General features: G+C 72.8%; 15 protein-coding genes. 11 read left to right on the top strand and 4 right to left on the bottom strand.

Annotation, left to right across the window (positions count from 1 at the left end; all coding sequences use genetic code 11):
• Positions 1-361, bottom strand: a 361-nt coding sequence (locus AF1_RS25530; protein WP_157419298.1) for a hypothetical protein, incomplete at its 3' end; no start/stop codon positions are given.
• 819 nt (positions 362-1,180) lie between these two features.
• Here AF1_RS25530 and AF1_RS25535 point away from each other — a divergent pair.
• Positions 1,181-3,220 (top strand): UvrD-helicase domain-containing protein, encoded by a 2,040-nt coding sequence (locus AF1_RS25535; RefSeq protein WP_242608937.1) that lies wholly within the window; start codon positions 1,181-1,183, stop codon positions 3,218-3,220.
• On the opposite strand, the gene AF1_RS25540 is transcribed toward AF1_RS25535, so the two are convergent.
• Together AF1_RS25540 and AF1_RS25545 are read right to left on the bottom strand one after the other, a co-directional pair.
• Positions 3,198-4,709 (bottom strand): serine/threonine-protein kinase, encoded by a 1,512-nt coding sequence (locus AF1_RS25540; RefSeq protein WP_067804435.1) that lies wholly within the window; start codon positions 4,707-4,709, stop codon positions 3,198-3,200. The two genes, AF1_RS25535 and AF1_RS25540, sit on opposite strands and share 23 nt — an antisense overlap.
• A gap of 39 nt (positions 4,710-4,748) precedes the next feature.
• Positions 4,749-6,707, bottom strand: a complete 1,959-nt coding sequence (locus AF1_RS25545; RefSeq protein WP_084263331.1) for an N-6 DNA methylase — start codon at positions 6,705-6,707, stop codon at positions 4,749-4,751.
• A 282-nt stretch (positions 6,708-6,989) separates the two neighbouring features.
• Between AF1_RS25545 and AF1_RS25550 the strand changes: the two genes are divergently transcribed.
• From AF1_RS25550 to AF1_RS36925, 7 genes are all read left to right on the top strand, one after another.
• Complete coding sequence (locus AF1_RS25550) at positions 6,990-10,100, top strand: BTAD domain-containing putative transcriptional regulator (protein WP_174548893.1); 3,111 nt, start codon at positions 6,990-6,992, stop codon at positions 10,098-10,100.
• 69 nt (positions 10,101-10,169) lie between these two features.
• Positions 10,170-11,708, top strand: a complete 1,539-nt coding sequence (locus AF1_RS25555; protein ID WP_067804441.1) for an MFS transporter — start codon at positions 10,170-10,172, stop codon at positions 11,706-11,708.
• Between the two features lie 106 nt (positions 11,709-11,814).
• Positions 11,815-12,729, top strand: coding sequence for an SPFH domain-containing protein (locus tag AF1_RS25560; RefSeq protein WP_067804444.1), 915 nt, complete (start codon positions 11,815-11,817; stop codon positions 12,727-12,729).
• Positions 12,730-12,738: 9 nt separating this feature from the next.
• A complete protein-coding gene (locus tag AF1_RS25565; protein ID WP_067804447.1) occupies positions 12,739-12,984 on the top strand; it encodes a type II toxin-antitoxin system antitoxin in 246 nt (81 codons plus the stop codon).
• A gap of 2 nt (positions 12,985-12,986) precedes the next feature.
• The gene (locus tag AF1_RS25570) at positions 12,987-13,607 is read left to right on the top strand and encodes a GOLPH3/VPS74 family protein (RefSeq protein ID WP_067804449.1); all 621 of its coding nucleotides are present in this window, start codon (positions 12,987-12,989) and stop codon (positions 13,605-13,607) included.
• Positions 13,608-13,701: 94 nt separating this feature from the next.
• Entirely contained in the window at positions 13,702-14,391 is a 690-nt protein-coding gene (locus AF1_RS25575; RefSeq protein WP_067804452.1) for a lysophospholipid acyltransferase family protein, read from the top strand.
• Between the two features lie 60 nt (positions 14,392-14,451).
• Positions 14,452-15,300, top strand: a complete 849-nt coding sequence (locus AF1_RS36925; RefSeq protein WP_306303188.1) for an ATP-binding protein — start codon at positions 14,452-14,454, stop codon at positions 15,298-15,300.
• Between the two features lie 50 nt (positions 15,301-15,350).
• On the opposite strand, the gene AF1_RS25590 is transcribed toward AF1_RS36925, so the two are convergent.
• Positions 15,351-16,427 carry a mechanosensitive ion channel family protein gene (locus AF1_RS25590; protein WP_084263330.1) on the bottom strand — a complete coding sequence of 359 codons (1,077 nt, stop codon included), beginning with the start codon at positions 16,425-16,427 and terminating at the stop codon, positions 15,351-15,353.
• Between the two features lie 151 nt (positions 16,428-16,578).
• On the opposite strand from AF1_RS25590, the gene AF1_RS25595 reads away from it, so the two are divergent.
• The 3 genes from AF1_RS25595 to AF1_RS25605 form a co-directional block, all read left to right on the top strand.
• Complete coding sequence (locus AF1_RS25595) at positions 16,579-18,219, top strand: CocE/NonD family hydrolase (RefSeq protein ID WP_306303189.1); 1,641 nt, start codon at positions 16,579-16,581, stop codon at positions 18,217-18,219.
• A 230-nt stretch (positions 18,220-18,449) separates the two neighbouring features.
• Positions 18,450-19,706, top strand: a complete 1,257-nt coding sequence (locus tag AF1_RS25600) for a glycosyltransferase (RefSeq protein WP_067804458.1) — start codon at positions 18,450-18,452, stop codon at positions 19,704-19,706.
• Between the two features lie 95 nt (positions 19,707-19,801).
• A partial coding sequence (locus AF1_RS25605; RefSeq protein WP_067804461.1) for an ATP-binding protein occupies positions 19,802-22,125 on the top strand: 2,324 nt, incomplete at its 3' end.

A 22,125-nucleotide genomic window follows, 5' to 3' on the forward strand; every position in this document is an offset into this window, starting at 1 on the left:
CCAGCATGATTTGACGCTGCGGCTTGCCGTAGGTGAGGCAGATCTGCACCAGCGGGCCGGTCTGCTCACTATCGATTTCCGCCTGGACCGGGCCACTGAGCGGCTCGGCGAAGTACCGGACCAACCAGGCGGCGCCCCTGTCGGCATCCGGGCCACCACGCCGGCCCTCCTCGTCCGTGTCGAGATGGGCCAACCCCGCAGCATCCCGCTGCCGGATCTTAATGATGACCTCACCGACGCGAGAACGGAGGTCTGCGTTGTCATAGCCGGTGAAAGTGACATTCACCGGCGGTTCGGGCGCGCTGTCGTGCTGCGAGCACCCCGCCATGGCCAATGCCCCAGCGGCGGCGGCCGAGGCCATCAGGAGACGGCCGCACCGGTGCCCTGTATGCCGGACCGGGATCACCACGCCACCCACGCAAAGCCGACGCCACTCTCATAGATCTCGTGGACCTGCCACAACGGTTTATAAGTACCGCCGTGCGGCTTACCGTTCACGCGTCTTTGCCGGGCCATGTAATCCCGTCCACACTGTTCGCGGTCTTCTTTGACACGATCACCGCATGACTTAGGATTTCATCCTTGAAGCGCATGAAGTGGATCGTATCCCAGCCATATAGCACCCCAACTCGGTGATCGAGCCGGGCGGGTTGAGGAAGTCGTGCGTCTCGTCGATACAGGCGGCCGCATCGCGCCGCTCGTGCTGGGTGGCGCACGGGTGATCACGGCCCGGGCGGCAGAGGCGGGCTCCTGGTAGGAGCTCCAGAACCGCACAGCAGCTCGCCGGTGACACGGGCGCGGTAGTGCCTGTCGACCCGCACGCCGGGGTCGGACGGTTCGGAACGGAGGCCGCACGGCTGGCGCCCATGAGCCCGCAACAGCTTGGGGGCCGGCCCACGTCGGCGCACAGGCGTTACTGGACCCCGATACGTGGCTCGCAGCGGCACGGCGGTGATGGGGCTGGTCGCACGGCTCGCGGCGCGGGGGCCGAGGTGGCGCCCGAATTGGCGGGCATCGATCTCGTGCCGGGTGAGCTGTCCGCAGCCGGACAGCGATTGCCGGAGACTCGTCCGAGGTTCAATCACCGGCTGATTCGGGCGGCTCCTAGGATGTGAGGCTGAAGTGGGCGTCGAATGTTAGGCGGTGCGGGGTGGCTCAGCTTGCTATTGCGGATTCGTTCATGCCGCAGTACGCGAAGTTGCAGCCGAAAGTACGTAGGAGCGTGGACGCGGCGGTGGCGAAGTTCGCCGAGCACACGCACGCGGGCCTGCACCTGGAGAAGATCAGCAATGCCAGGGATCCGCGGATCCGGACGATACGGATCGACCAGTTCTGGCGCGGGGTGGTGCTGGCGCCGCAGAAGGGCGACGTTCACTGTCTGCTGGCGGTGATGCCTCACGATGACGCCATCACGTACGCGAAGAGCAAGAAGTTCTCCGTCAACCAGGCGCTCGGAGTACTGGAGGTCCGGGACCAGGTCGCCCTGGAGGAGATGTCGCCCGCACTTGAGAAAGTCGCCGAGCGGACGAACTTCCGGCTGCTGGGGCATGTTTTCGACAAGGACCTGGTGCGGCTCGGGATCGACAGGGAGCTGATCCCGCTCGTCAAGCTGCTGACGGAGGAGTCGCATCTGCAGGCGATGGAGAAACTGCTGCCGGAGCCGCAGTACATCGCCTTGCTGGCGCTGGCGCAGGGCATGAACGTGCAGCAGGCGTGGGACGAGGTCGCGCAGTGCCTGCCGGTCGAGGAGAAGCCGAAGGCGGTCGATCCGGACGATCTGGTGACCGCCATGCGGCGGACGCCGGGGAAGGTCGTTTTCGTCAACGGGCCGGAGGAACTGCGGGACGTTCTGGCCCATCCGTTCGACATGTGGCGGGTCTTCCTGCATCCGGTGCAGCGGCGGGTGGCGCTTCGGCCCTCCTACAGCGGACCCGCGCAGGTCACGGGTGGTGCTGGGACGGGGAAGACCGTGACGGCGCTGCATCGGGCGAAGTTCCTGGCGGGCAGGGGCGGGCGGGTTCTGCTGACGACGTTCACGCGGAATCTGGCGGAGGCGCTGGAGAAGCAGCTTTCCCTGCTCGTGGACGACGAGGACGTTCGCGGGCGGATTCAGGTCAAGAACGTGGACGCGCTTTCGTACTCGATCGTCGGGCGCCACCACAAGCCCGGTATCGCCGGGGCCGACGTGCTGGAGCCGCTGTGGGAGGAGGCGGCGGAGGGGACCCCGTTCTCGCCGACGTTCCTGGAGCGGGAATGGGAGCAGATCATCCTGGCTCAGGGGCTGGAGAGCGAGGAGGAGTATCTCGGGTGCACGCGGGCCGGGCGCGGGGTTCCGCTGGGAAAGGCGCAGCGGTCGGTGGTGTGGCGCGCGATCGGGCATGTGGCGGACGGGCTGGCGGCCGAAGGAAGGTCGACGTTCCACCAGCTCGCCAACGAAGCGGCCGAGCTGGTGCGGCGGCCCGAATACGACCATGTGATCATCGATGAGGCGCAGGACATTCACACGGCGCAGTGGCGGCTGCTGCGGCGGCTCGTCGCGGAAGGGCCCGATGACCTGTTCATCGTCGGGGATCCGCATCAGCGGATTTATGACAGTCACGTGTCGCTGGCCAGTCTCGGCATCAATGTGCGGGGGCGCAGTACCAAGCTGAAGCTGAACTATCGGACTACGCAGGAGATCCTGACGTGGTCGGTGCCTTTGCTGGGGCATGCGCCCGCTCATGGGCTCGATGATTCCGCGGACACGCTGGACGGGTACCGGTCGCCGATGCATGGGCGGCGGCCCGTGGTGAAGGCGTATCCGGATATGGACGCCGAATTGGACGGGCTCGTCGAGCAGGTGCGGGCCTGGCTGGACGCCGAGGTCGAGCCCGGCGCGATCGGGGTCGCCACCCGGTATGTGTGGGTGGCGCGGAAGGCCGCCAGGCGGCTGAAGGAGGAGGGCATCACGGCGTATCAGGTGCCCAGTAAGTCGCCGGGTGTTCAGGTCGGGTCGATGCACAAGATGAAAGGTCTGGAGTTCCGGTGCATCGCCGTCATCGGGGCCGATGAGAACTCGCTGCCGTCGGCGAAGGCCATCACGCCGGAAGACGAGGACCCGAAGGCGCACGCGCAGGACGTCCAGAAGGAGCGGTGTCTGCTGTTCGTGGCCTCTACGCGGGCGCGGGACCACCTGTATGTGTCGTATGCGGGGTCGCCTAGCCCGTTCCTGCCCGGCTGAGGTCGTAGAGAAGGGTTTGCAGGCCGGCGATCTGCGGGTGGCCGGCGCCGTACAGGCCGGTGATGTCGGCCAGGAGTTCAGTGAGTTCCTTGCGGGTCTCGTCGGTGCGTCCCGCGGCGAGTTTGAGGCGCGCTATGCGTTCGCGGACGCGCAGGGTGAGGGTGTCGTAGGGGCTGCCGGGTGAGAGGTCGTCCAGGAGTTCTTGCAGATGGGTGAGGGCCGTGTCGGTGGCTCCCAGGTGGGCTTGGCTGACGGCTTCTTGTTCGCGGCAGTCCAGGACGTGCGGGTCGTCCGGCCCATAGAACTCGGACAAGGTCACGGCGGCGGCGCGGTAGGCGTGGACGGCTCGGCGGTAGTCGCCGCCCTGGAACAGGACATCGGCCAGGTCTAGGCGGAGCCCCATGTATTCGGGGTCGTCGTCGCCCAGGGCGAGGCGGGCGGGTTCGGTGAGGCCGGAGAGGAGTTCGGCCGCCTGCGTGTAACGGCCCGCGTCGGCCAGGTCGCCTGCTTCCGCGCGCGCTTGGACGACTTCATCGAAGGTGGGCAGTTCCACCGGTTCTTCGGGGCGGGGTGGAGTGGCCGTGCCGGTTATGCGGATGCGGCTGAGGGCGGTCGAGTACAGGTGCTGCGGGGCGATCGTGTCGACGATTCCCGGCAGCGGGTTCAGGGAGGAGACGAACTCCAGGAGGCGGCGGTGGACCTCATCGGCGTTCGCGGGGCGGCCGGCCGGCTGCTTGGCGAGGAGTTGCAGGATGAGGGCGTCCAGGGCGGGAGGCACGTCGGGGCGCAGGACGCGGGGTGGCGTCGGGTCCTCGTCCTCGTGGCGGCGCAGTACCTCGTATGGGGTGCCGCCGAGGAAGACCTGGCGGCCGGTGAGCATCTCGTAGAGGACGCATCCGAGCGAGTACAGGTCGCTCTGCGGGCCTGGGCTGCCGTACACCTGCTCCATGGCCGTGTAGCCCGGCGTGTAGGGCGCACCCAGGCCGGTGGTGGTTCGGCGTACGTCGCCTGGGCCGAGACCCACCGCGGCACCGAAATCGAGGACCTTCACCGAGCCGTCCCGGCACAGCATCAGGTTGCTGGGCTTGAGGTCACGGTGGACGAGCGGGCGGCGGTGTGCGACGTTCAGCACGGCGCACACCTGAGCGGCTATGAGGGCGGCCCAGGAGATGGACAGCTTCTCTTCGGCGTCCAGGACGTGGTCGACCGTCGTGCCTTCGACATACTGCATGACCAGGTAGAAGCACCCGTCGTGGCTGCCGAAGTCGTAGACCGTCGGGACTCCGGGGTGCTCGAACCAGGCCGTGCTGCGGGCCTCCTGCTCGAACCGTCCGACGAGCGACTCGTCCGAGACGCGGGTGAACTTGACGGCCAGGCGCCGGTCGAGGAAGCGGTCGTAGGCCCGCCACACCTCGCCCATCCCGCCGCGCCCGATCGCCTGGTCGAGCTCGTACCGTTCGCGTTCCCCGAGGAGATCGCCCCGCCGCAACGCCCACCTCCCCTGGCCCGTGCAGGCAGCGTACCGGCGTCAGCCGGACGGGCGGAGGGTGCCGGCGCCCAGTCCTTCGAGGCCGAGGCGGAGGACGTCGGCGCCGCGCCGGTACGTCTCGCGGAGGGCGGCTTCGAGGTCGGTGAGCTTGCGGAACGCCCTGCCGAGTTCGGTCTGCTCGTCCAGGGTGAGGCGGGGCAGCCGGGCGCGGCGGACGTCGAAGCGGGCGGAGGAGGTGGAGCTGCGGAGCGAGGCGCCCTGCGCGCCGAGGAGCAGCCAGCCGGCGACGAAATCGGGGTCGAGGCGGGACGGTTCGGCGCGCACGAGGGCCAGGCCGGGGCCGAGGACCGCACCGCCCTCTCTCATGACGCGGGCCACGGGATGGCGGGCGGCGAGCGAGACGACGACATCGCCGGCGGCTGTCTGCACGTGGTGCGGGTCGTGTGCGGCCGTTCCCGTGGGCTCCTGGCCCAGAGCGATGTCCTCCAGGGTGAGAACGGGGACGTTTCCTTCGCCGGTGCGTACCTTGGCCGAGGGGCGGAGTATCTGCAGCACACCTGCCTTGGCCAGCTCACCGATCGTCGTCATGGGGACATCGGCGCGCGCGCGGGCCTGGGCGAGGAACGACAGGTCGGCGACCGTTTGCGGTAGTGCGGCGGCCCTCTTCTCCAGGGCTTCGCGGGCGGCGATGAACGAGCCCTCCGCCGTGGGCGTGGTTCGCTGCGGAAGGTAGCGGGCCGGGGTCAGGTCGACCTCGTCATCGAGCAGGTCGATGATGCGTACGACGACACTGGAGTCGGTCTTGGCGGGCTTGCCCTTCGCGTAGCGGCCCCAGGCGTCCAGGGCCGTCTTCTGGAAGTTCTCGGGGTCGGCCGACGTGTCGACCATCAAGACGTCGTCCGCCGGGGTGTCGCCTGAAGCCGGACGGCGGAGCACCCAGATGGCGAGCGCGACGGCCATGTTCGGCACCGCGCCCGGGGGCAGGCCGATGACGGCGCGAAGCGCCCCGCGGCGGAGCAGTTCGGAACGGACACGGCGTCCTGAACGGCGGTTCGCCACGGCCGGAGGCATGAGCAGGACGACATGCCCCCCAGGGTGGACGTGGGCAAGACCGTGTTGCAGCCAGGCGAGTTCCGATTCCATGCGCGGTGGAAGCCCGTACTCCCAGCGTGGGTCGCCGGTCAGTTGCTCGTAGCCCCAGCCACGGTCGTTGAAGGGCGGGTTGGAGACGACGAGGTCGACCGTGCGTCCGGGGAAGGCGTCGGCCAAGAGCGAGTCGCCTGGGCAGACCTCGGCGGGGGCGCCGCGTAGCGCCAGCTGTATCGCGGACATGCGGGCGGTCGTGTCGTCGATCTCCTGGCCGAGGAGCCGATCGACGTCCTTGAACAGCTCGTGGGCCGTCTTCAGGAAGGTGCCCGTCCCGCAGGCGGGGTCGAGGACGGTCCGGGCGGGGCCGCCGAGTTCGAGCATCAGCCGGACGACCGGCTCCGGCGTCAGGTAGACGCGGCGGCTGTGATGCTCCAGGTAGCGGGTGCGCAGGAACTCGAACGTCTCCGAGACGCCCAGTTCGTCCACGAGCTGGGCGAGGGCGCGGGCGATCACGGCGCAGGACGGCGGCACCGGGCCGGTGCGCGCGCGCAGGGTGCGCGCGATCTCCTCGTCCGAGGCGTCCGGCAGCTCCCGCCAGTGGCCAGGGTCGTCGCGCAGGGAGAGCAGGAACGCGCCGGCGAAGGTGAGGACGTCGGCGAGGTCCATGCCCTCGGACGCCGCCGCGCGCAGGGACTGCCAGACGCGCTCGCGGACGGGCGAGTCGGTCAGCTTCCCCTGGCCGCGGAGCCAGTTCTCCACCTCGGCGAGGGAGAACGTCGGGCTGACCGCCGTCCCGCCGACGGGCTGGGGGAAGTCGTCGTGGCGGCGGCGCCAGTTGCTCACGGCCGCGCGCCCCACCGCGGCCAGGCGGGCGATGTCCGCCGCGGTCACCGTCGCGTCGTTCGACACCAGCACTCCCCTCAGCCGACATGCACGATGGCCTCACCCTAGCGCCTGCGACACCGGTTGATCTGATTCACGTCCTCCCCGGCGAGCATCTCCGTTCGCGCACATACGCATCGCACTTCATAGGTTGATCACATTCACATATACATGTGTACAGCCGTTCCGCCGAAGGCCGGCGAACTGCACGACTCGATGTTCTCCGGCGGCGATCACCTCGCGCGTAATCGACGGGCGAGGGCGATGATCGTCGTCCGGGGGTGCTGCGGGGTGCGGGAGAATCGGGGCATGCAATTCGGCATCCTGGGGCCCGTCGAGGTTCGCGTGGACGGGGCCGCCGTGCCGGTCGGCGGGCCGCTGGTCCGGGCGTTGCTGGCGATGCTGGTCCTGGACGCGGGACGGGTCGTCCGCACCGGCAGGCTCATCGACGGGCTCTACGGGGAGGACCCGCCGCAGGGGGCCGCGAACGCCCTGCAGTCGCAGGTGTCGCGGCTGCGGAGGGGGCTCGGGAACGCGGGCCTGGTCGAGGGGCACCCGGCGGGGTACCGGCTGGCCGTGAAGCGGGAGGACACCGACGTCCACCGGTTCCAGTCGCTCGTCCGGGACGGGCGGCAGGCCATGGCGGAGGGGCGGCACGAGGCCGCGGCCGTCCTGCTGGAAGAGGCGCTCGGCCGGTGGCGCGGGCCCGCCCTGGCCGATGTGAGCGCGCCGTTCGCCGCGGCGCAGGCGGCGCGGCTGGAGGAGGAGCGGGCGTCGGCCGCCGAGGAGTACGGCGAGGCGCGGATCACCGCCGGTGACCCGGCGGCGGTCGTCGCGGTGCTGCGCGACCTGGTGGACGCCCGGCCGCTGCGCGAGCGGGCGCGGGCGCTGCTGATGCGGGCGCTGCACGGCGGCGGGCGGCAGGCGGAGGCGCTCGCGGTGTTCGAGGACGGGCGGCGCGTCCTCGCGGGCGAGCTGGGCGCCGACCCGTCCAGGGAACTGGCCGAGGTGCATCTGGCGATCCTGCGGGGCGACCTGGAGGCGGGGCCGCGGGCCGTCCGGCCGGCCCTGCCCGCGCAGCTCACCAGCTTCGTCGGGCGCGAGGGGGAACTGCGGCGCGTCGGGAAGATGCTGGCGAGCGGGCGGCTGGTGACGCTGCTCGGCCCCGGCGGGGCGGGCAAGACGCGGCTGGCGATCGAGGCGGCGGGACGGCGGGACGGCGAGGTCTGCTTCGTCGACCTGGCGCCCACCGTGCCGGAGGAGGTGCCGAAGACGCTGCTCGCGGCGCTCGGGCTGCGCGAGGCCGGGATGCTGCCGGTCCCCGGCGAAACGCAGCCGGACGCGGTGGAGCGGCTGGTCACGGCGCTGAACGGGCGGCGGCTCCTGCTCATCCTGGACAACTGCGAGCACGTCGTCGCGGCCGTCGCCGGGCTGGCGCACCGGCTGCTCAGCGCGTGCCCGGACCTGCGGGTGCTCGCGACCAGCCGGGAGGCGCTCGCGATCACGGGTGAGGCGCTGTGGCCGCTGCCGCCGCTGGCGCTGCCGCCCGAGGGCGCGCCCGCCGGCGAGCTGGCGGAGTACCCGGCGGTGCGGCTGTTCCTGGACCGGGCCGAGGCGGTCCGTCCCGGTTTCGCGGTGGACGAGGGGAACGCCGGGGCCGTCATGCGGATCTGCCGGGCGCTGGACGGGCTGCCGCTGGCGATCGAGCTGGCGGCGGCGCGGCTGCGGTCGCTGCCGGTCACCGACGTCGCGGCGCGGCTGGACGACCGGTTCCGGCTGCTGTCGCGCGGGAACCGGGCCGCGGCGCCGCGCCACCAGACGCTGCGGGCGGTCGTCGAGTGGAGCTGGGACCTGCTGGACGAGGCCGAGCGGACCCTCGCGCGGCGGCTGACGGTGTTCTCCGGCGGGTTCACGATGGACGCGGCCGTCGGCGTGTGCGACCTGGACGACGCCGACGAACTGCTCGCCGAACTGGCCGACCGGTCCCTCCTGCAGAGCGACGGCGTCCGGTACCGGATGCTCGACACGATCCGCGCGTTCTGCGCCGAGCGGCTGGAGGAGGCCGGGGAGAGGGACCGGTTCGAGCGGGCCCACGCGGAGTACTTCACCGGGCTCGCCCGGCGCGCCGACCCGCACCTGCGCGGCACCGGGCAGCTGGAATGGCTCGGGCTGCTCGCCGCCGACCACGGGAACCTGCACGCGGCGCTGCGGTGGTGCGTCCGGTCCGACCCGGCGCTCGCGCTGCGGCTGGTCGCGTCGCTGTCGTGGTACTGGTGGCTGCGGGGACGCGTCGAGGGCGCGCCGCTGGCGTCGGAGCTGCTGGAGGTGATCGGCGCCGATCCTCCCAAGGGGTCCGAGGAGGAGTACGTCCTGTGCGTCGCGAACGCGCTGTCGGGCGGAATCACGGGTGAGCGCACGGCGGCGTGGCTCGACCGCGCGGAACGGCTGCTGCACGGCGTGGGCGGCCCGCTGCGGTACCCGGTCGTGATCGTGCTGTGGGCGCTGACCGCCGGGCCGGCCCGCACCGACATCGCGGTGTTCGCCGAGCAGATCGGGGACGACCCGTGGTCCCGGGCTCTGGTGCGCATGAGCGACGGGTTCCTGGCCCAGTACGGCGGCGACATCGCCGGGGCGGAGGAGGCGTGCGGCGAGGCGCTGCGCGGGTTCCGCGCCTGCGGCGACCGCTGGGGTGCCGCCAACACGCTCGACACCCTCGCGCAGATGGCGGCCTGGCGCGGCGACCGAGACCGGGCGCTGGCGCTCCTGGACGAGGCGCTGGACATGCTCGGGAGGCTCGACGCGCTGGAGGACACCTCCGACCTGCTCTACCAGCGCGCCCTCGTGCTCCTGCACAGCGGGAGGCCGGACGCGGCGCGGGCGGCGCTCGAACGCGGCGTCGAGCTGGCCCGCCGGGCCGGCACCCCGGACAAGGTCGCCGGCTGCTGCCAGGGGCTCGGCGAGGTGGCGCGGCTGACCGGGGATCTCGGCGAGGCGCGGCGGCTGTACGACACGGCGCTGACCGGCTACACCTCCGACCGGTTCATCGTCGTCGCGGTGCGGGGGGCGGCGCTGGTCGGGCTGGGGTGGGTGGCGGTCGCGGAGGGCGACACCGCGCGGGCCCGGGAGCTGTTCTTCCAGGCGCTGGACATGTCGTTCGACCACCCCATCTTCATGTACCAGGCGGCCGCGGCGACCGGGCTGGCGGGCGTGGCCGCCGCGGAGCGGGACGGGGAGCGCGCGGCTCACCTGCTCGGCGTGGCGGCGGCGCTGCGCGGCGTCCAACCCGCCGGGGACCTCGACGTCCGGCGCGTCTCCGCCGCCGCCCGCGCCCTCCTCGGCGACCGCGCCTACGAGACGGCGTTCGGCCGGGGCGCCGCGCTCCCCCGCGACGAGGCCATCGCCCTGCTGACCGTCCGCTGACGGCCCGGCCGGCCGCGGCGGTCAGCGGACGGTGCGGGGACGGTCAGCGCCGGCGGCGAACCTGCGGGCATGAACTCCTCAGCCCGTAAATGGGGCACGTTCGCGATCTGCCTGCTGGTGTCGCTCGTGCCGAACATCGACCTGACCGCGCTGAACCAGGCCGTCCCGCACCTGAGCGCGGACCTGCGCCCCTCTGCCACGCAGATCCTGTGGATCGCCGACGCCTACGGGTTCGCGCTCGCCGGCCTGCTGATCACCATGGGGGTGGTCGGCGACCGCATCGGCCACAAGAAGCTGCTGCTCGTCGGGACGGCGGTGTTCGCCGCCGCGTCCGCCGTGACCGCCTACGCGCCGAGCGCCGAGTCGCTGATCGCGGCTCGCGCGCTGCTGGGCGTGGCGGGGGCGACGCTGATGCCGTCCTGCCTGTCGCTGATCCGCCGGGTGTTCACCGACCCGAAGGAGCGGACGGTCGCGATCGGCGCGTTCAGCGGCGTCGCCGGTCTCGCGGTCGGTCTCGGGCCCGTCATCAGCGGTGCGCTCCTCGACCACTTCTGGTGGGGCTCGGTCTTCCTGATCAACGTGCCGCTGATGGCGGCGGCGTTCCTCGCCGGCGCGGTCGTCCTGCCGGAGTCGCGCAACCCCGCCCCGGGGCGGCTCGACCTGCCGAGCGTGCCGCTGTCGATCATCGGCGTCATCGGCCTGGTCTACGCGGTCAAGGTGGCGGCGGCGGACGGCCCGGGCGAGCCCCGCGTCCTCGTCTCGGCGCTGGCCGGGGCGCTGGCCCTGGCGGTGTTCCTGGTCCGGCAGGGGCGGCTCGCCGAGCCGCTGATCGACATCCGGCTGTTCCGCCGTCCCGCGTTCGCCGGGGCGGTCGGCACCAACATGATCGCGATGTTCACCCTGGTCGCCCAGTCGCTGATCTTCTCGCTGTTCTTCCAGCTGGCGCTCGGCTGGTCGCCGCTGAAGGCGGGCCTGGCCGGGCTGCCCGGCGCCGGCGGCGCGATCATCGGGGGCGCGGCACTCGCCCCGCCGCTCATCACCGCCCTCGGCCGCGCCCGCGTCGTCGCGATCGGCATGCTGGTCGCCGCCGCCGGCTTCACCCTCTACCTGACGATCGGCCTGCACACCTCCTACTGGCTGATGCTCCCGGCGATGCTGCTGGGCGGCTGCGGGATGGGGATGGCGATGACGGTCACCGCCGACACCGTCCTCGCGTCGGTGCCGAAGGACCGCTCCGGTGCCGCGTCCGCGATCTCCGAGACGGCCACGGAACTCGGCGGCGCGCTCGGCATGGCGGTGCTCGGCAGCATCCTGACCGCCGTGTACCGCAACGTCCTGGACCTGCCCGCGGGCCTGCCCGCCCCGGCCGCGTCCGCCGCCCGCGACGGTCTCGGCGCCGCCCTCCAGGCCGCCGCGGAGCTGCCCGGGACCCTCGGCGCCCAGGTCGCCGCCGCGGCGCGGGGGGCCTTCGTGGACGGGATGCACGCCGCCCTGGCCTGCAGCGCGGGGTTCGCCGCCCTGGTCGCGGTCTTCGCGCTGGTGACGCTCCGCGGCGTCCCGAAGGTCATCTCCGAGCCCGAAGAGCCCGAGCTGACCCCCGTCCGCTGAGCGGCCGCCCGATCCCGCCCCGGCCGGCGCGGTATCGGACATTTCCCCCACTCGAAAAATGTGATATCACTTTGCTATGACAGTGATAACACAGCAGGAGGACGGCATGACGGATGCGGCGGGGACGGTGGAGATGCCACGGCCGAAGATCGCCGAGCGGGCGGCGGCGGACCGCGGCGGGTGGGCGATGCTGGGGATCGCCCTCCTGCTGATCGCGGCGGGGGCCGCGGCGACGCTCGCCGGGGTCGCGGCCGGCGGGAGCGCCGCCATCGCGGCGGGGATCACGGCGGGGGTGCTGCCGGCGCTCGCCGGGCTCGTCATCGCGGCGGGGCTGACACCGGTGGCGCCCGGTGAGGCGCGGGTGCTGCAGCTGCTCGGCCGGTACACCGGGACGGTCCGCACCGACGGACTGCGGTGGGTGAACCCGCTGACCGGGCGGCGCCGGGTGTCGACCCGGATCCGCAACCACGAGACCGGGCTCGCCAAGGTCAACGACCTGGACGGGAACCCGATCGAGATCTCCGCCGTGGTGGTGTGGCAGGTCGCCGACACCGCGCGGGCCATGTTCGAGGTCGACGACTTCGTGGAGTTCGTCGCGTTCCAGACCGAGGCGGCCGTCCGGCACATCGCGGGCAGCTTCCCCTACGACGCCGCCGACCGGACATCGCTGCGGGACAACGCCGACGAGATCACCGCGCAGCTGTCGGAGGAGCTGGCGCAGCGCGTCGCGTCCGCCGGGGTGGAGATCATCGAGTCGCGGATCACCCGGCTGGCGTACGCGCCGGAGATCGCGCAGGCGATGCTGCGCCGACAGCAGGCGGGCGCGGTGGTGGCGGCGCGGCAGCGGATCGTCGAGGGCGCGGTCGGCATGGTGCAGTCGGCCCTGGACAAGCTGGACGAGGAGAACGTGGTCGAGCTCGACGAGGAGCGCAAGGCGGCGATGGTCAGCAACCTTCTGGTCGTGCTGTGCGCCGACCGGGACGCCCAGCCGGTGGTCAACACCGGCACTCTCTACCAGTGACCCGGGCCGTTGAGCACGGAGCGCAAGAAGATCCTGCTGCGGCTCGACCCCGCCGTCCACGACGCGCTGGCCCGGTGGGCCGGGGACGAGCTGCGCAGCACCAACGCGCAGATCGAGTTCCTGCTGCGGCAGGCGCTCGCCGACGCGGGCCGGATGCCCGGATCGGCGGGACGGATGCGAAGGCCCGGGCGTCCGCGCAGGCGGCCCGGGGACGGGGAGAACGAGGACCCGCCGCCCGGCGGGGGCGAGGACTAGCGATGGTCGAGGTTCCAGAATCGCTGCCGGCACGGATGTACCTGCTGGCGTACGACCTGCGAAAGCAGAAGATGGCCAAGGGCGGCACGCGGCTCGGCTACGTGCTGCGTGCCGCCGCGCTGACGGAGCTGTACCTGGACGGGCGGCTCGGCGAGGAGCGGCGCGGCCCCGTCCCGGGGACGCCGGGCGACGATCCGTACGGGGTGGTGGCGCAGATCGCGGCGTCGCGGCCCCGGCCGTGGCGGCACTGGGTGCGCAAGGACGCGAGGGCCCTGGTGGGGACGGTCCGGGACGAGCTGATGCGGGACGGCTGGATCAAGGTGCGCGACCGCCGCGTGCTGGGCCTGTTCCCGCACCGGCAGATCACGGTGCGGGACCCGCGGGTCGTGAAGACGCTGTACGGCGGGGCGTCGTCGGCGCTGCGGGGACGTCCGGTGGCGCATGTGCACAGCTACGACGCGGCGGCGGCCGCGCTGGCGGCGGCGGGCGAGCTGACGCCGGTCCTGACGGGGCGGGACCGGCGGCGGTACAAGCGGCGGATCGAGGAGCTGTCGGCCCGGACGGGCCCGGCCGTGCCGGCGGTCCGCGCGCTGAACGCCTCCGCCGCGGCGGCCGGCGGCTGACCGGCAAGCGCGGAATCATACAAATTCCGCAGCATTGACCTTGTATCGGGCATTAACGGCGGCGAGGACGACCCGCCCCATAGCGTGATCGGACATGGACCCCGAACGCCTGATCTATCCGCTGCTGAAGCACGTCCTCATGGGCCCCGCGATGCGCGCCGCCTTCCTGCCCCGGGTGAGCGGCCTGCGGCACGTCCCGCGGATCGGTCCGGTGATCCTCGCCGCGAACCACCTGGCGTTCCTCGACTCGTTCGTCCTGCCGCTGATGGTGCCGCGGCGGGTGCACTTCCTCGGCAAGCACGAGTACTTCACCGAAGCGGGGCCGAAGGGCCGCGCCACGGCGGCGTTCTTCCGCAGCCTCGGGGCGATCCCGGTCGACCGGTCCGGCGGGCGGGCGGCGCTGGACGCGCTCGACACCTCCGCGGCGGTGCTGGAGCGCGGCGGCGTGTTCGCGATCCACCCCGAGGGCACCCGCTCCCCCGACGGGCGGCTCTACCGGGGCCGGACGGGGGTGGCGCGGCTGGCGATGCGGACCGGCGCGCCCGTGGTCCCGGTCGCGATCCTCGGCACCGACAGGGTGCAGCCGCGGGGCCGGGCCGTCCCGAGACCGGGGCGGATCGGGCTGCGCATCGGCCCGCCGATGCACTTCGGCGGACGGGACGAGGGCGTCCCGCGCGGCAGGGCGGCCCGGCAGGTCACCGACGAGATCATGGTGGCGATCCAGGGCCTCTCAGGTCAGGAGTACGTGGACGGCTACGCGCCCCGGCCGGGCGATCCGGCGTGACCGGCCCCATGTTTGAGCGTGCCCGGAAGGGCACGATTCAGGGGGACGGACGGAGATGATGTGGAAATCAGCCTGGACCTCCAGCTTCCCCGGGACGCCGCGAGCGTCCCGGCCACCCGGAGGCTCCTGGACGCGGCGCTCGCCGCACTCGGAGTGGAGGACCACATCCGCGACGACATCGAGGTGATGCTCACCGAGGCGTGCACCAACGTGATCAAGCACGCCGAGCACGGGGCCGACTACACGGTGCGGGCCACGATCCAGGGCCGGCGGTGCGTGATCAAGGTGATCGACTCGGGCGTCGGGTTCGACGCCGGGAGCGTCCTGCGTCCGGAGGCGTCCGCCGAGCACGGCCGCGGCCTGCTGATCATGCGGTCGCTGGCGGACGACGTGCGGTTCCGCTCGTTCGCCGAGGACGGTGCGCTCGTGTCGCTGGAGAAGCGCCTCAGCTACGGGGAGGACAGCCTCGGCGGCGTGCTCCTCGCCGGAAGCCGAATGCAGGTGCTGACCGGGGCGGGGCCGGAGACGGAGGAATTCGCGTCCCGGCTGTTCCAGATGGCGCGGGCCGGCGACACCGCGGGCCTCGTCGGGCACCTGGACACCGGGACGCCGGTGAACCTGGCCGACGACAGGGGCGACACCCTGCTCATGCACGCCGCCCGCCACGGGCACGCCGGCACCGTCCGGGCCCTCGCGGCGCGGGGCGCGGACCCCGAGCGCGCGAACGACCGCGGCCGGCGGCCCCTCGCGGGCGCGGTGTTCGGCAACGAGCCGGCGGTGGTGCGGGCCCTGCTGGACGCGGGCGCCGACCCGCGGGCGGGGTCGCCGTCCGCCATCGACACGGCGCGGATGTTCGGCAACACCGAGTTCCTCGCCTGGTTCTCCCAGGAGGCTCCCCCATCCGCCTGACCCCGGCGGATCAGTGCCGGACGCGCCGGCGCCGGCCCGGACGCGGCGGGTCAGAAGGCCAGTTCGTCCTTGCGGGGGACGCCGTTCGCGCGGGACGGGTCGTCCACGACCACGCGGTGGTGCCAGTACGGCGGGGCGATGCCCTCCTCACGGAGCACCCGGTGCAGGCGCTTGAGGAACTCGTGCTTGATCGCGAACTGGTCGCCGAACTCGCTGGACCGCAGGATCACGTGGAAACCGACGGTCGCGTCGTTGAAGTCGTCGAACCGCACCAGGACGTTGGAGTCCTCCACCCCGCCCTGGACGTCCTTCATGACGTCGTGGCCCACCTGGAGGAGGAGCTTCTCCACCTCATCGAGGTCGACCTCGTAGTGCACCTTCGCGTACACCATCACCGACATGTCCTGCGCGGGACGGTGGTAGTTGGTGAGGATCGTGTCGGAGAAGCGCTGGTTCGGGATGACCTCGATGTTGTCCGACAGCGTCCGGATGGAGGTGTTGCGCCAGTTGATGTCGACGACGTACCCCTCCTGGCCGGTGGCCAGCCTGATGTAGTCGCCGGGCTCGATCGTCTTGGACGCCAGGACGTGCACGCCCGCGAACAGGTTGGCGAGCGTGTCCTGGAGGGCCAGGGCGACCGCGAGACCGCCGACGCCCAGCGCGCCCAGCAGCGGCGTGATCGACACCCCGATGCTCTGCAGCATGATCAGGATGCCGATGCCGAGCACGATCACCCGCGTGATGTTCGCGAAGATCGTCACGTTCGCGGCGACGCCCTGCCGGGCCATCGCGATCGAGGTGACCGACGCCGCGATCAGCCGGGCCATCGCCAGCGAGATCACCAGGATCGCCACCGCCGTCAGCACCTTGGCGATCACGTCCAGGGTGCCGCGCGGCAGTTCCAGCACCCGCGCCGCCGTCCACAGGCCGAGCAGCAGCGCGAGCGGCATCGCCAGGTCCTTGACGAGGCGGGCGGCGAGGTCGTCCCAGGCCCACCGGGTGTCGCCCGCCCTCCGGAACAGCCGTCCGGTCAGCAGCCGCAGCAGAACGGCGATCACCAGCGCGGCCGCCATCACGACGGCGGCGGCGATGACTCGCTCCCAGCTCAGGTCACCCAGGTGAACCATGACGTGTGCAACTCTCCCTCCGCGGTACGTCCGCGAGATCCCGTTTTGTCGTCTTGCGGGTCCCGATCGTAGTGAAGACCCGGCATGGTGCGAGGCACATCACGGACATGTGGCTCCGAGTGCGGCGGGCCTGGCGGTTACGATCGACCAGGTGGTAAGCGTGGGAATGATGCGCCGGCTGGGGGTCACGGCGCTGGGACTGCGGAACGGCCCCCACCGCGTGACGGTCGAGCGGGACCTGGAGGTCCCCACCGCCGACGGCGTGACGCTGCTGGCCGACCGGTACGCCCCCGTGGACGTCGAGAAGGCGCCGACCGTCCTCGTCCGCTCCCCCTACGGGCGGCGCGGGCCGTTCGGGCTCATGTGCGGGCAGGCGTTCGCGTCGCACGGGTTCCAGGCCGTGGTGCAGAGCGTCCGCGGCGGATTCGGCTCGGGCGGCGTGTTCGAGGCGCTCGACGAACGCGAGGACGGCCTCGCCACCATCGAGTGGCTGAAGGCGCAGCCGTGGTTCGGCGGCACGTTCGCCATGCACGGCCCCAGCTATCTCGGCTACGTCCAGTGGGCCGTCGCCGCCGAGGCCGGGCCCGAACTGAAGGCGCTGTCGATGCAGGTCACCGCCTCGACGTTCCGGGACGCCGTCAACGTCGGCGGCACGTTCGCGCTGGAGTCGGCGCTCATCTGGGTCGACCTGACCGCGCGGATGAAGAACTCCCTGTCCGGCATCACGACCGGCATCATGTCGCCGCGCCGCGCCCGCCGCGCCACCCTGTCCGGGCGCCCGCTCGCCGAACTCGACCGGCTCGCGACCGGCGCGCAGCAGCGCTTCTTCCAGGAACTCCTCGTCAACGGCCCCGACACCCCGTTCTGGGACAAGCGCGACTTCTCCCCCACCGTCTCCACCGTGACCGCGCCGGTGAACATGACGGGCGGCTGGTACGACATCTTCCTGCCCTGGCAGATGAAGGACTACGCGGCGCTGCGGGCCGCGGGCCGCCGCCCCTACCTGACGATCGGCCCCTGGTTCCACGCCGACCAGCGGATGATGCGCGGCTCGGTCGCCGACTCCGTCAAATGGTTCCGCGCGCACCTGCTGGACGACCCGTCCGAGCTGCGGGAACAGCCCGTCCGGCTCTACATCACCGGCGCCGGCGAGTGGCGCGAGTTCCCCGACTGGCCGGTCCCCGGCATGCGCGAGGAACGCTGGCACCTGCACCCGGCCGGAGTCCTGTCCCCCGGCGCCCCGCACGACTCGGCCCCCGACACCTACCGCTACGACCCGAACCACCCGACGCCGTTCCTCGGCGGCCCCACGCTGCTCGGCGAGACCCGGCCGTCCACCGACCAGCGGCGGCTGGAACGCCGGCAGGACGTGCTGACCTACACCTCCGCCATCCTGGACGACGACGTCGAGATCATCGGCCCGGTCACCGCCGACCTGCACATCCGCTCGAACCGCGAGCACACCGACTTCGTCGTCCGGCTGTGCGACGTCACCCCGGACGGCGAATCCCTGAACCTCTGCGAGGGGATGCGCCGCCTCGTCCCCGGCAGCCCGGAACCGGGCGCCGACGGCGTCCGCCGCGTCGCCGTCGAACTGTGGCCCGCCGGCCACCGCTTCCGCCGCGGCCACCGCATCCGCGTCCAGGTGGCGAGCGGCGCCTACCCGCGCGTGGCCCGCAACCCCGGGACCGGCGCCCCCATGGGCACCGCCACCGAGATGCTCACCGCGGATCAGGAGATCTTCCACACTCCCGCCCACCCGTCGGCGATCACCCTCCCCATCGTCCCCTGACGGCGCGGACACCCGCCGGGGCCGCGCCGGCGAGGCGGCGGCGCAATTAGAATCGTGTTCATTTCGGCGCGGCGTTCCCGCAGGCCAGCGGGGTTTGCAGAGGCCGAGCCCGGGGAGACGGCGATTCGTCAGGTTTGACGGCGGGCGGGGAGGGATATGAAACTGGCCGAGCAGGTGTCTACGACGCAGATACCTCCGTGCTTCCCCTGTGTTGTCCCGGAGGATCCGTCATGCATCGCTCGCTCAATATCGCTCTCGTGTCCGCCTCCGACCTTGACGGCGAACACCTGGAGTCCATCCACGTCCGGGATCTCGCTCGTTCGCTGACCCGCCCGCTCCTCGCGGACGGGAAGCCGAACCAGGTCACGGTGTACGCGCGGCGGCACAACACGTCCGCCCGCGGCCGAGTCCGGCTCGCGCCGGGCGCCGCACTCGTGCACCTTGACGCCGGGCCCGCCCGGCCGCTGTCCGATGACGAGCTGCTGCGGCACCTCCGCGACTTCGCCGACGGGCTGCGCCGCCGCTGGAGCGGTGCCGCCCGGCCCGACATCGTGCACGCGCACGGCTGGATCGGCGGGCTCGCCGCCTGCGCCGTCGCCCGCGAACTGGGCATTCCGTTCGCGCAGAGCTTCCACGGCGTGGCCGCGTCCGAGCGCCGCGCCGGGCACCGCGTGCACCCGCACCGCGACCGGCTGGAGAAGGCCATCGGACGGGACGCCGACGTGGTGCTCGCCGGGCACGTGGAGGAGGCCCAGCAGGTCGTGCGGATGGGCGTCCCGCGCCCGTCGATCGCCGTCGTGCCCTACGGCGTGGACGGTGAGCACTTCACGCAGGTCGGCCCGGCGATGCCGCACGGCGGCCGGCCCCGCCTCGTGCTGGTGTGCGACGACCTGGAGAGCGGGGACGTCGCGACCGCGCTGCGCGCCCTCGTGCACGTCCCGGACGCCGAGCTGGCCGTCGCCGGCGGCCCGGAGCGCGAGGACCTGGAGGGCGACCAGGACGTGCACCGGCTGCGCATGCTCGCCAAGGAGCTGCACGTCGCCGACCGGGTGATCCTCCTCGGCCGGGTGCCGCACAAGAACCTGCCGAAGCTGCTGCGGACGGCGAGCCTCGCGCTGTGCCTGGCCCCGTACCAGCCGTGCCCGTCGGTGCCGCTGGCGGCCATGGCCTGCGGCGTGCCCGTCGTCGCGGCCCCGGCCGGCGGGAACGCCGACGAGGTCCTCGACCAGATCACCGGCCTGCACGTCCCGGCGGGACGCCCCGTCGTGATCGGCCGGGCGGTCCGCCGGCTGCTGACCGAGGAGACGACGCTGCACGGATACTCGATCGCCGCCGCCGACCGCGCCCGCTCCCGCTACTCGCTGGAGCGGGTCGCCGCCGAGACGCTCCGCGCCTACCACAGGGTGCTGCCCGTCCCCGAACCCGCGCCGGCGGAGGAGGACGCGGCGGGGCGCGACACCGGCAAGATCCCCGCCCTGGTCGGCTGACACGCCCCGTCCCCGCGGGCCCCGGTTCCCTCCCCGGTTCCGGGGCCCGTTCACGTCCGCTCCGATGCGATACTCGACGGGACGAGCGGAGGGGCATGCTGATCGGCAGGGCGGCGGAACTGGCGGAGCTGACCGCCGCGCTGGAACGGGCCGCGGGAGGCAGCGCGGCCGTGGTACTGGTCAGCGGCGACGCGGGCGTCGGCAAGTCGCATCTGGTGGCGGCGCTGACCCGGGCCGCGCGCGGCAAGGGCTGCGCGGTGCTCGTCGGGCAGTGCGCCGAGCTGGGCGAGAGCATGCCGTACCTGCCGCTCGCGGACGCGCTGTGGGCGGCCGCGCAGGACGGCACCCCGGAGGCCGCGCAGATCCGCGCGGCGCTCGACGCCCGTCCGGTGCTGAAGAGCCTGCTGCCGGACGGTGACGGCGGCGTCGGCGCGGCGTCGGAGCTGGGCCAGCAGCGGCTGTTCGGGGCGGTGCTCGGGCTGCTCGGCGAGCTGGGCCGCGACCGGCCCGTCCTGCTCGCCCTGGAGGATCTGCACTGGGCGGACCGCTCGACCCGGCATCTGCTGACGTTCCTGAGCCGCGTCCTGCAGCGCGAGCGGGTCTGCCTCATCGGGACGTACCGGTCGGAGGACCTGCACCGGCGGCATCCGCTGCGGCCGGTGGTGGCCGAGCTGCTGCGGCTGCCGAACGTGACCGGCGTCGAGGTGCCGCCGTTCGGCCCCGGCGAGACCGCCGAGTATCTGGCGGAGCTGGCGCGCGGCGCCGCGCCGGTGACGCCGGAGGCCGTCGAGCGGGTGCACCGGCGCTCGGAGGGCAACCCGTTCTACGTCGGCGAGCTGTACTCGGCCGATCCCAAGCTGCGGGACGGCGGGGCGGAGCTGCCGTCCGGGCTCGCCGATCTGCTGCTGTCGCGGGTCGAGCGGCTGTCGGACGGCGGGCAGCGGGTGGTGCGGGTCGCGGCGGTGGCGGGGCGCCGCGTCGACGACGAGCTGGTCCGCCGCGTGTCCGGGCTGGACGAGGCGGCGGTCGGCGAGGCGCTGCGCGAGGTCGTGTCGCACCAGCTGCTCGTCCCGTCCGGGGCGGGGTACACCTTCCGGCACGCGCTGCTGCGCGAGGCCGTGTACGCCGACCTGCTGCCGGGCGAGCGGACCCGGCTGCACGCCGACTTCGCCCGCCTCCTCGCCGACCTGCCCGCCGGGACGCGCGGGTCGGCGGCGGAGCTGGCCCATCACAGCCTCGCCGCGCACGACCTGCCGGCCGCGTTCGCCGCGTCCGTCCGGGCGGGCCGGGAGGCCGACCGGCTGGGCGCGCCCGCGGAGGCGTTCGAGCACTACGAGCGGGCGCTGGAGCTGTGGGAGGCCGTCCCCGGCGCGCAGGAGGCGGCCGGCACCGACCGGATCCGGCTGTCGCTCACCGCCGCGCAGGCGTCCGCGCGGGCCGGGGAGCCGCGGCGGGCCGTGCACCGGCTGCGCCGCCTGCTGGACACCGCCGCCCCCGTCGACGTCGCGCTCGGCTCGCAGATCCGCGAGCACCTCGCGTCCTACCTCGGCGACATCGACGAGGACGAGGAGTCGCAGGTCATGGCGCGGGAGGCGGTCACGATGCTGCCCGCCGACCCGCCGACCCCCGAGCGCGCCTGGGCCCTGGCCACCTACGCCCGCACGCTGCTCTACCGGGACGAGGACGGCGAGCTGCCCGCGTTCGCCGAGAAGGCGGTCGAGGAGGCGCGCGCGGCCGGGAACACCGGCGCGGAGGCCAGCCTGCTCGTCACGCTCGGCCTGTACCGGGAGTCGCGGGAGGCCGCCGCCGGCGTCGCGGACGTGTTCGCCAGGGCCCGCGACCTCGCCGCCGCGGACGGCGAGACCTCGATGACCGCGATGCGGGCCGCGTTCCACTACGCGCGGACGAAGTTCGACCGCGGCGACGTCGCCGGCGCGGTCCGCGCCGCCGACGAGGGCGTGAAGTTCGCGCTCGACAACGGGGTCGGCTGGAGCATGTTCGGGATCGTGCTGCGGTGCCTGCGGTACCTCATCCACTACACGAGCGGGAACTGGGCGGAGGCGGACCGGCTGGCCGACGAGTTCGCCGTCCATGTCGTCCGGCCGGCCGAGGCGGAGGTCTCCGCGTACGCGCTGTTCACCGAGGTCGCCCAGGGCGGCCCCCGGGTGGCGGAGCGGCTGCGGTGGATCGAGCCGCTGTGGGGGCGGGACCCGTTCCTGAACTACGTCGCCCGGGGTCTCGCCGCCGAGCACGCGCTGTGGCGCGGCGACCCGGACACGGCGATCGAGCACGTCCGGAGCATCCTCGGCACCGTCTACGCCCGCAGCGCCGGGGCGATCCGCATCGCCGCGACCGGGCTGTGGGCGCAGGCCGAGCGGGCGGCCCGGGCCCGCGCCGCCGGCGACGAGGACGCGCTGCG

This window comes from Actinomadura formosensis NBRC 14204 (genome assembly GCF_001552155.1).
Classification (GTDB): Bacteria; Actinomycetota; Actinomycetes; order Streptosporangiales; family Streptosporangiaceae; genus Spirillospora; species Spirillospora formosensis.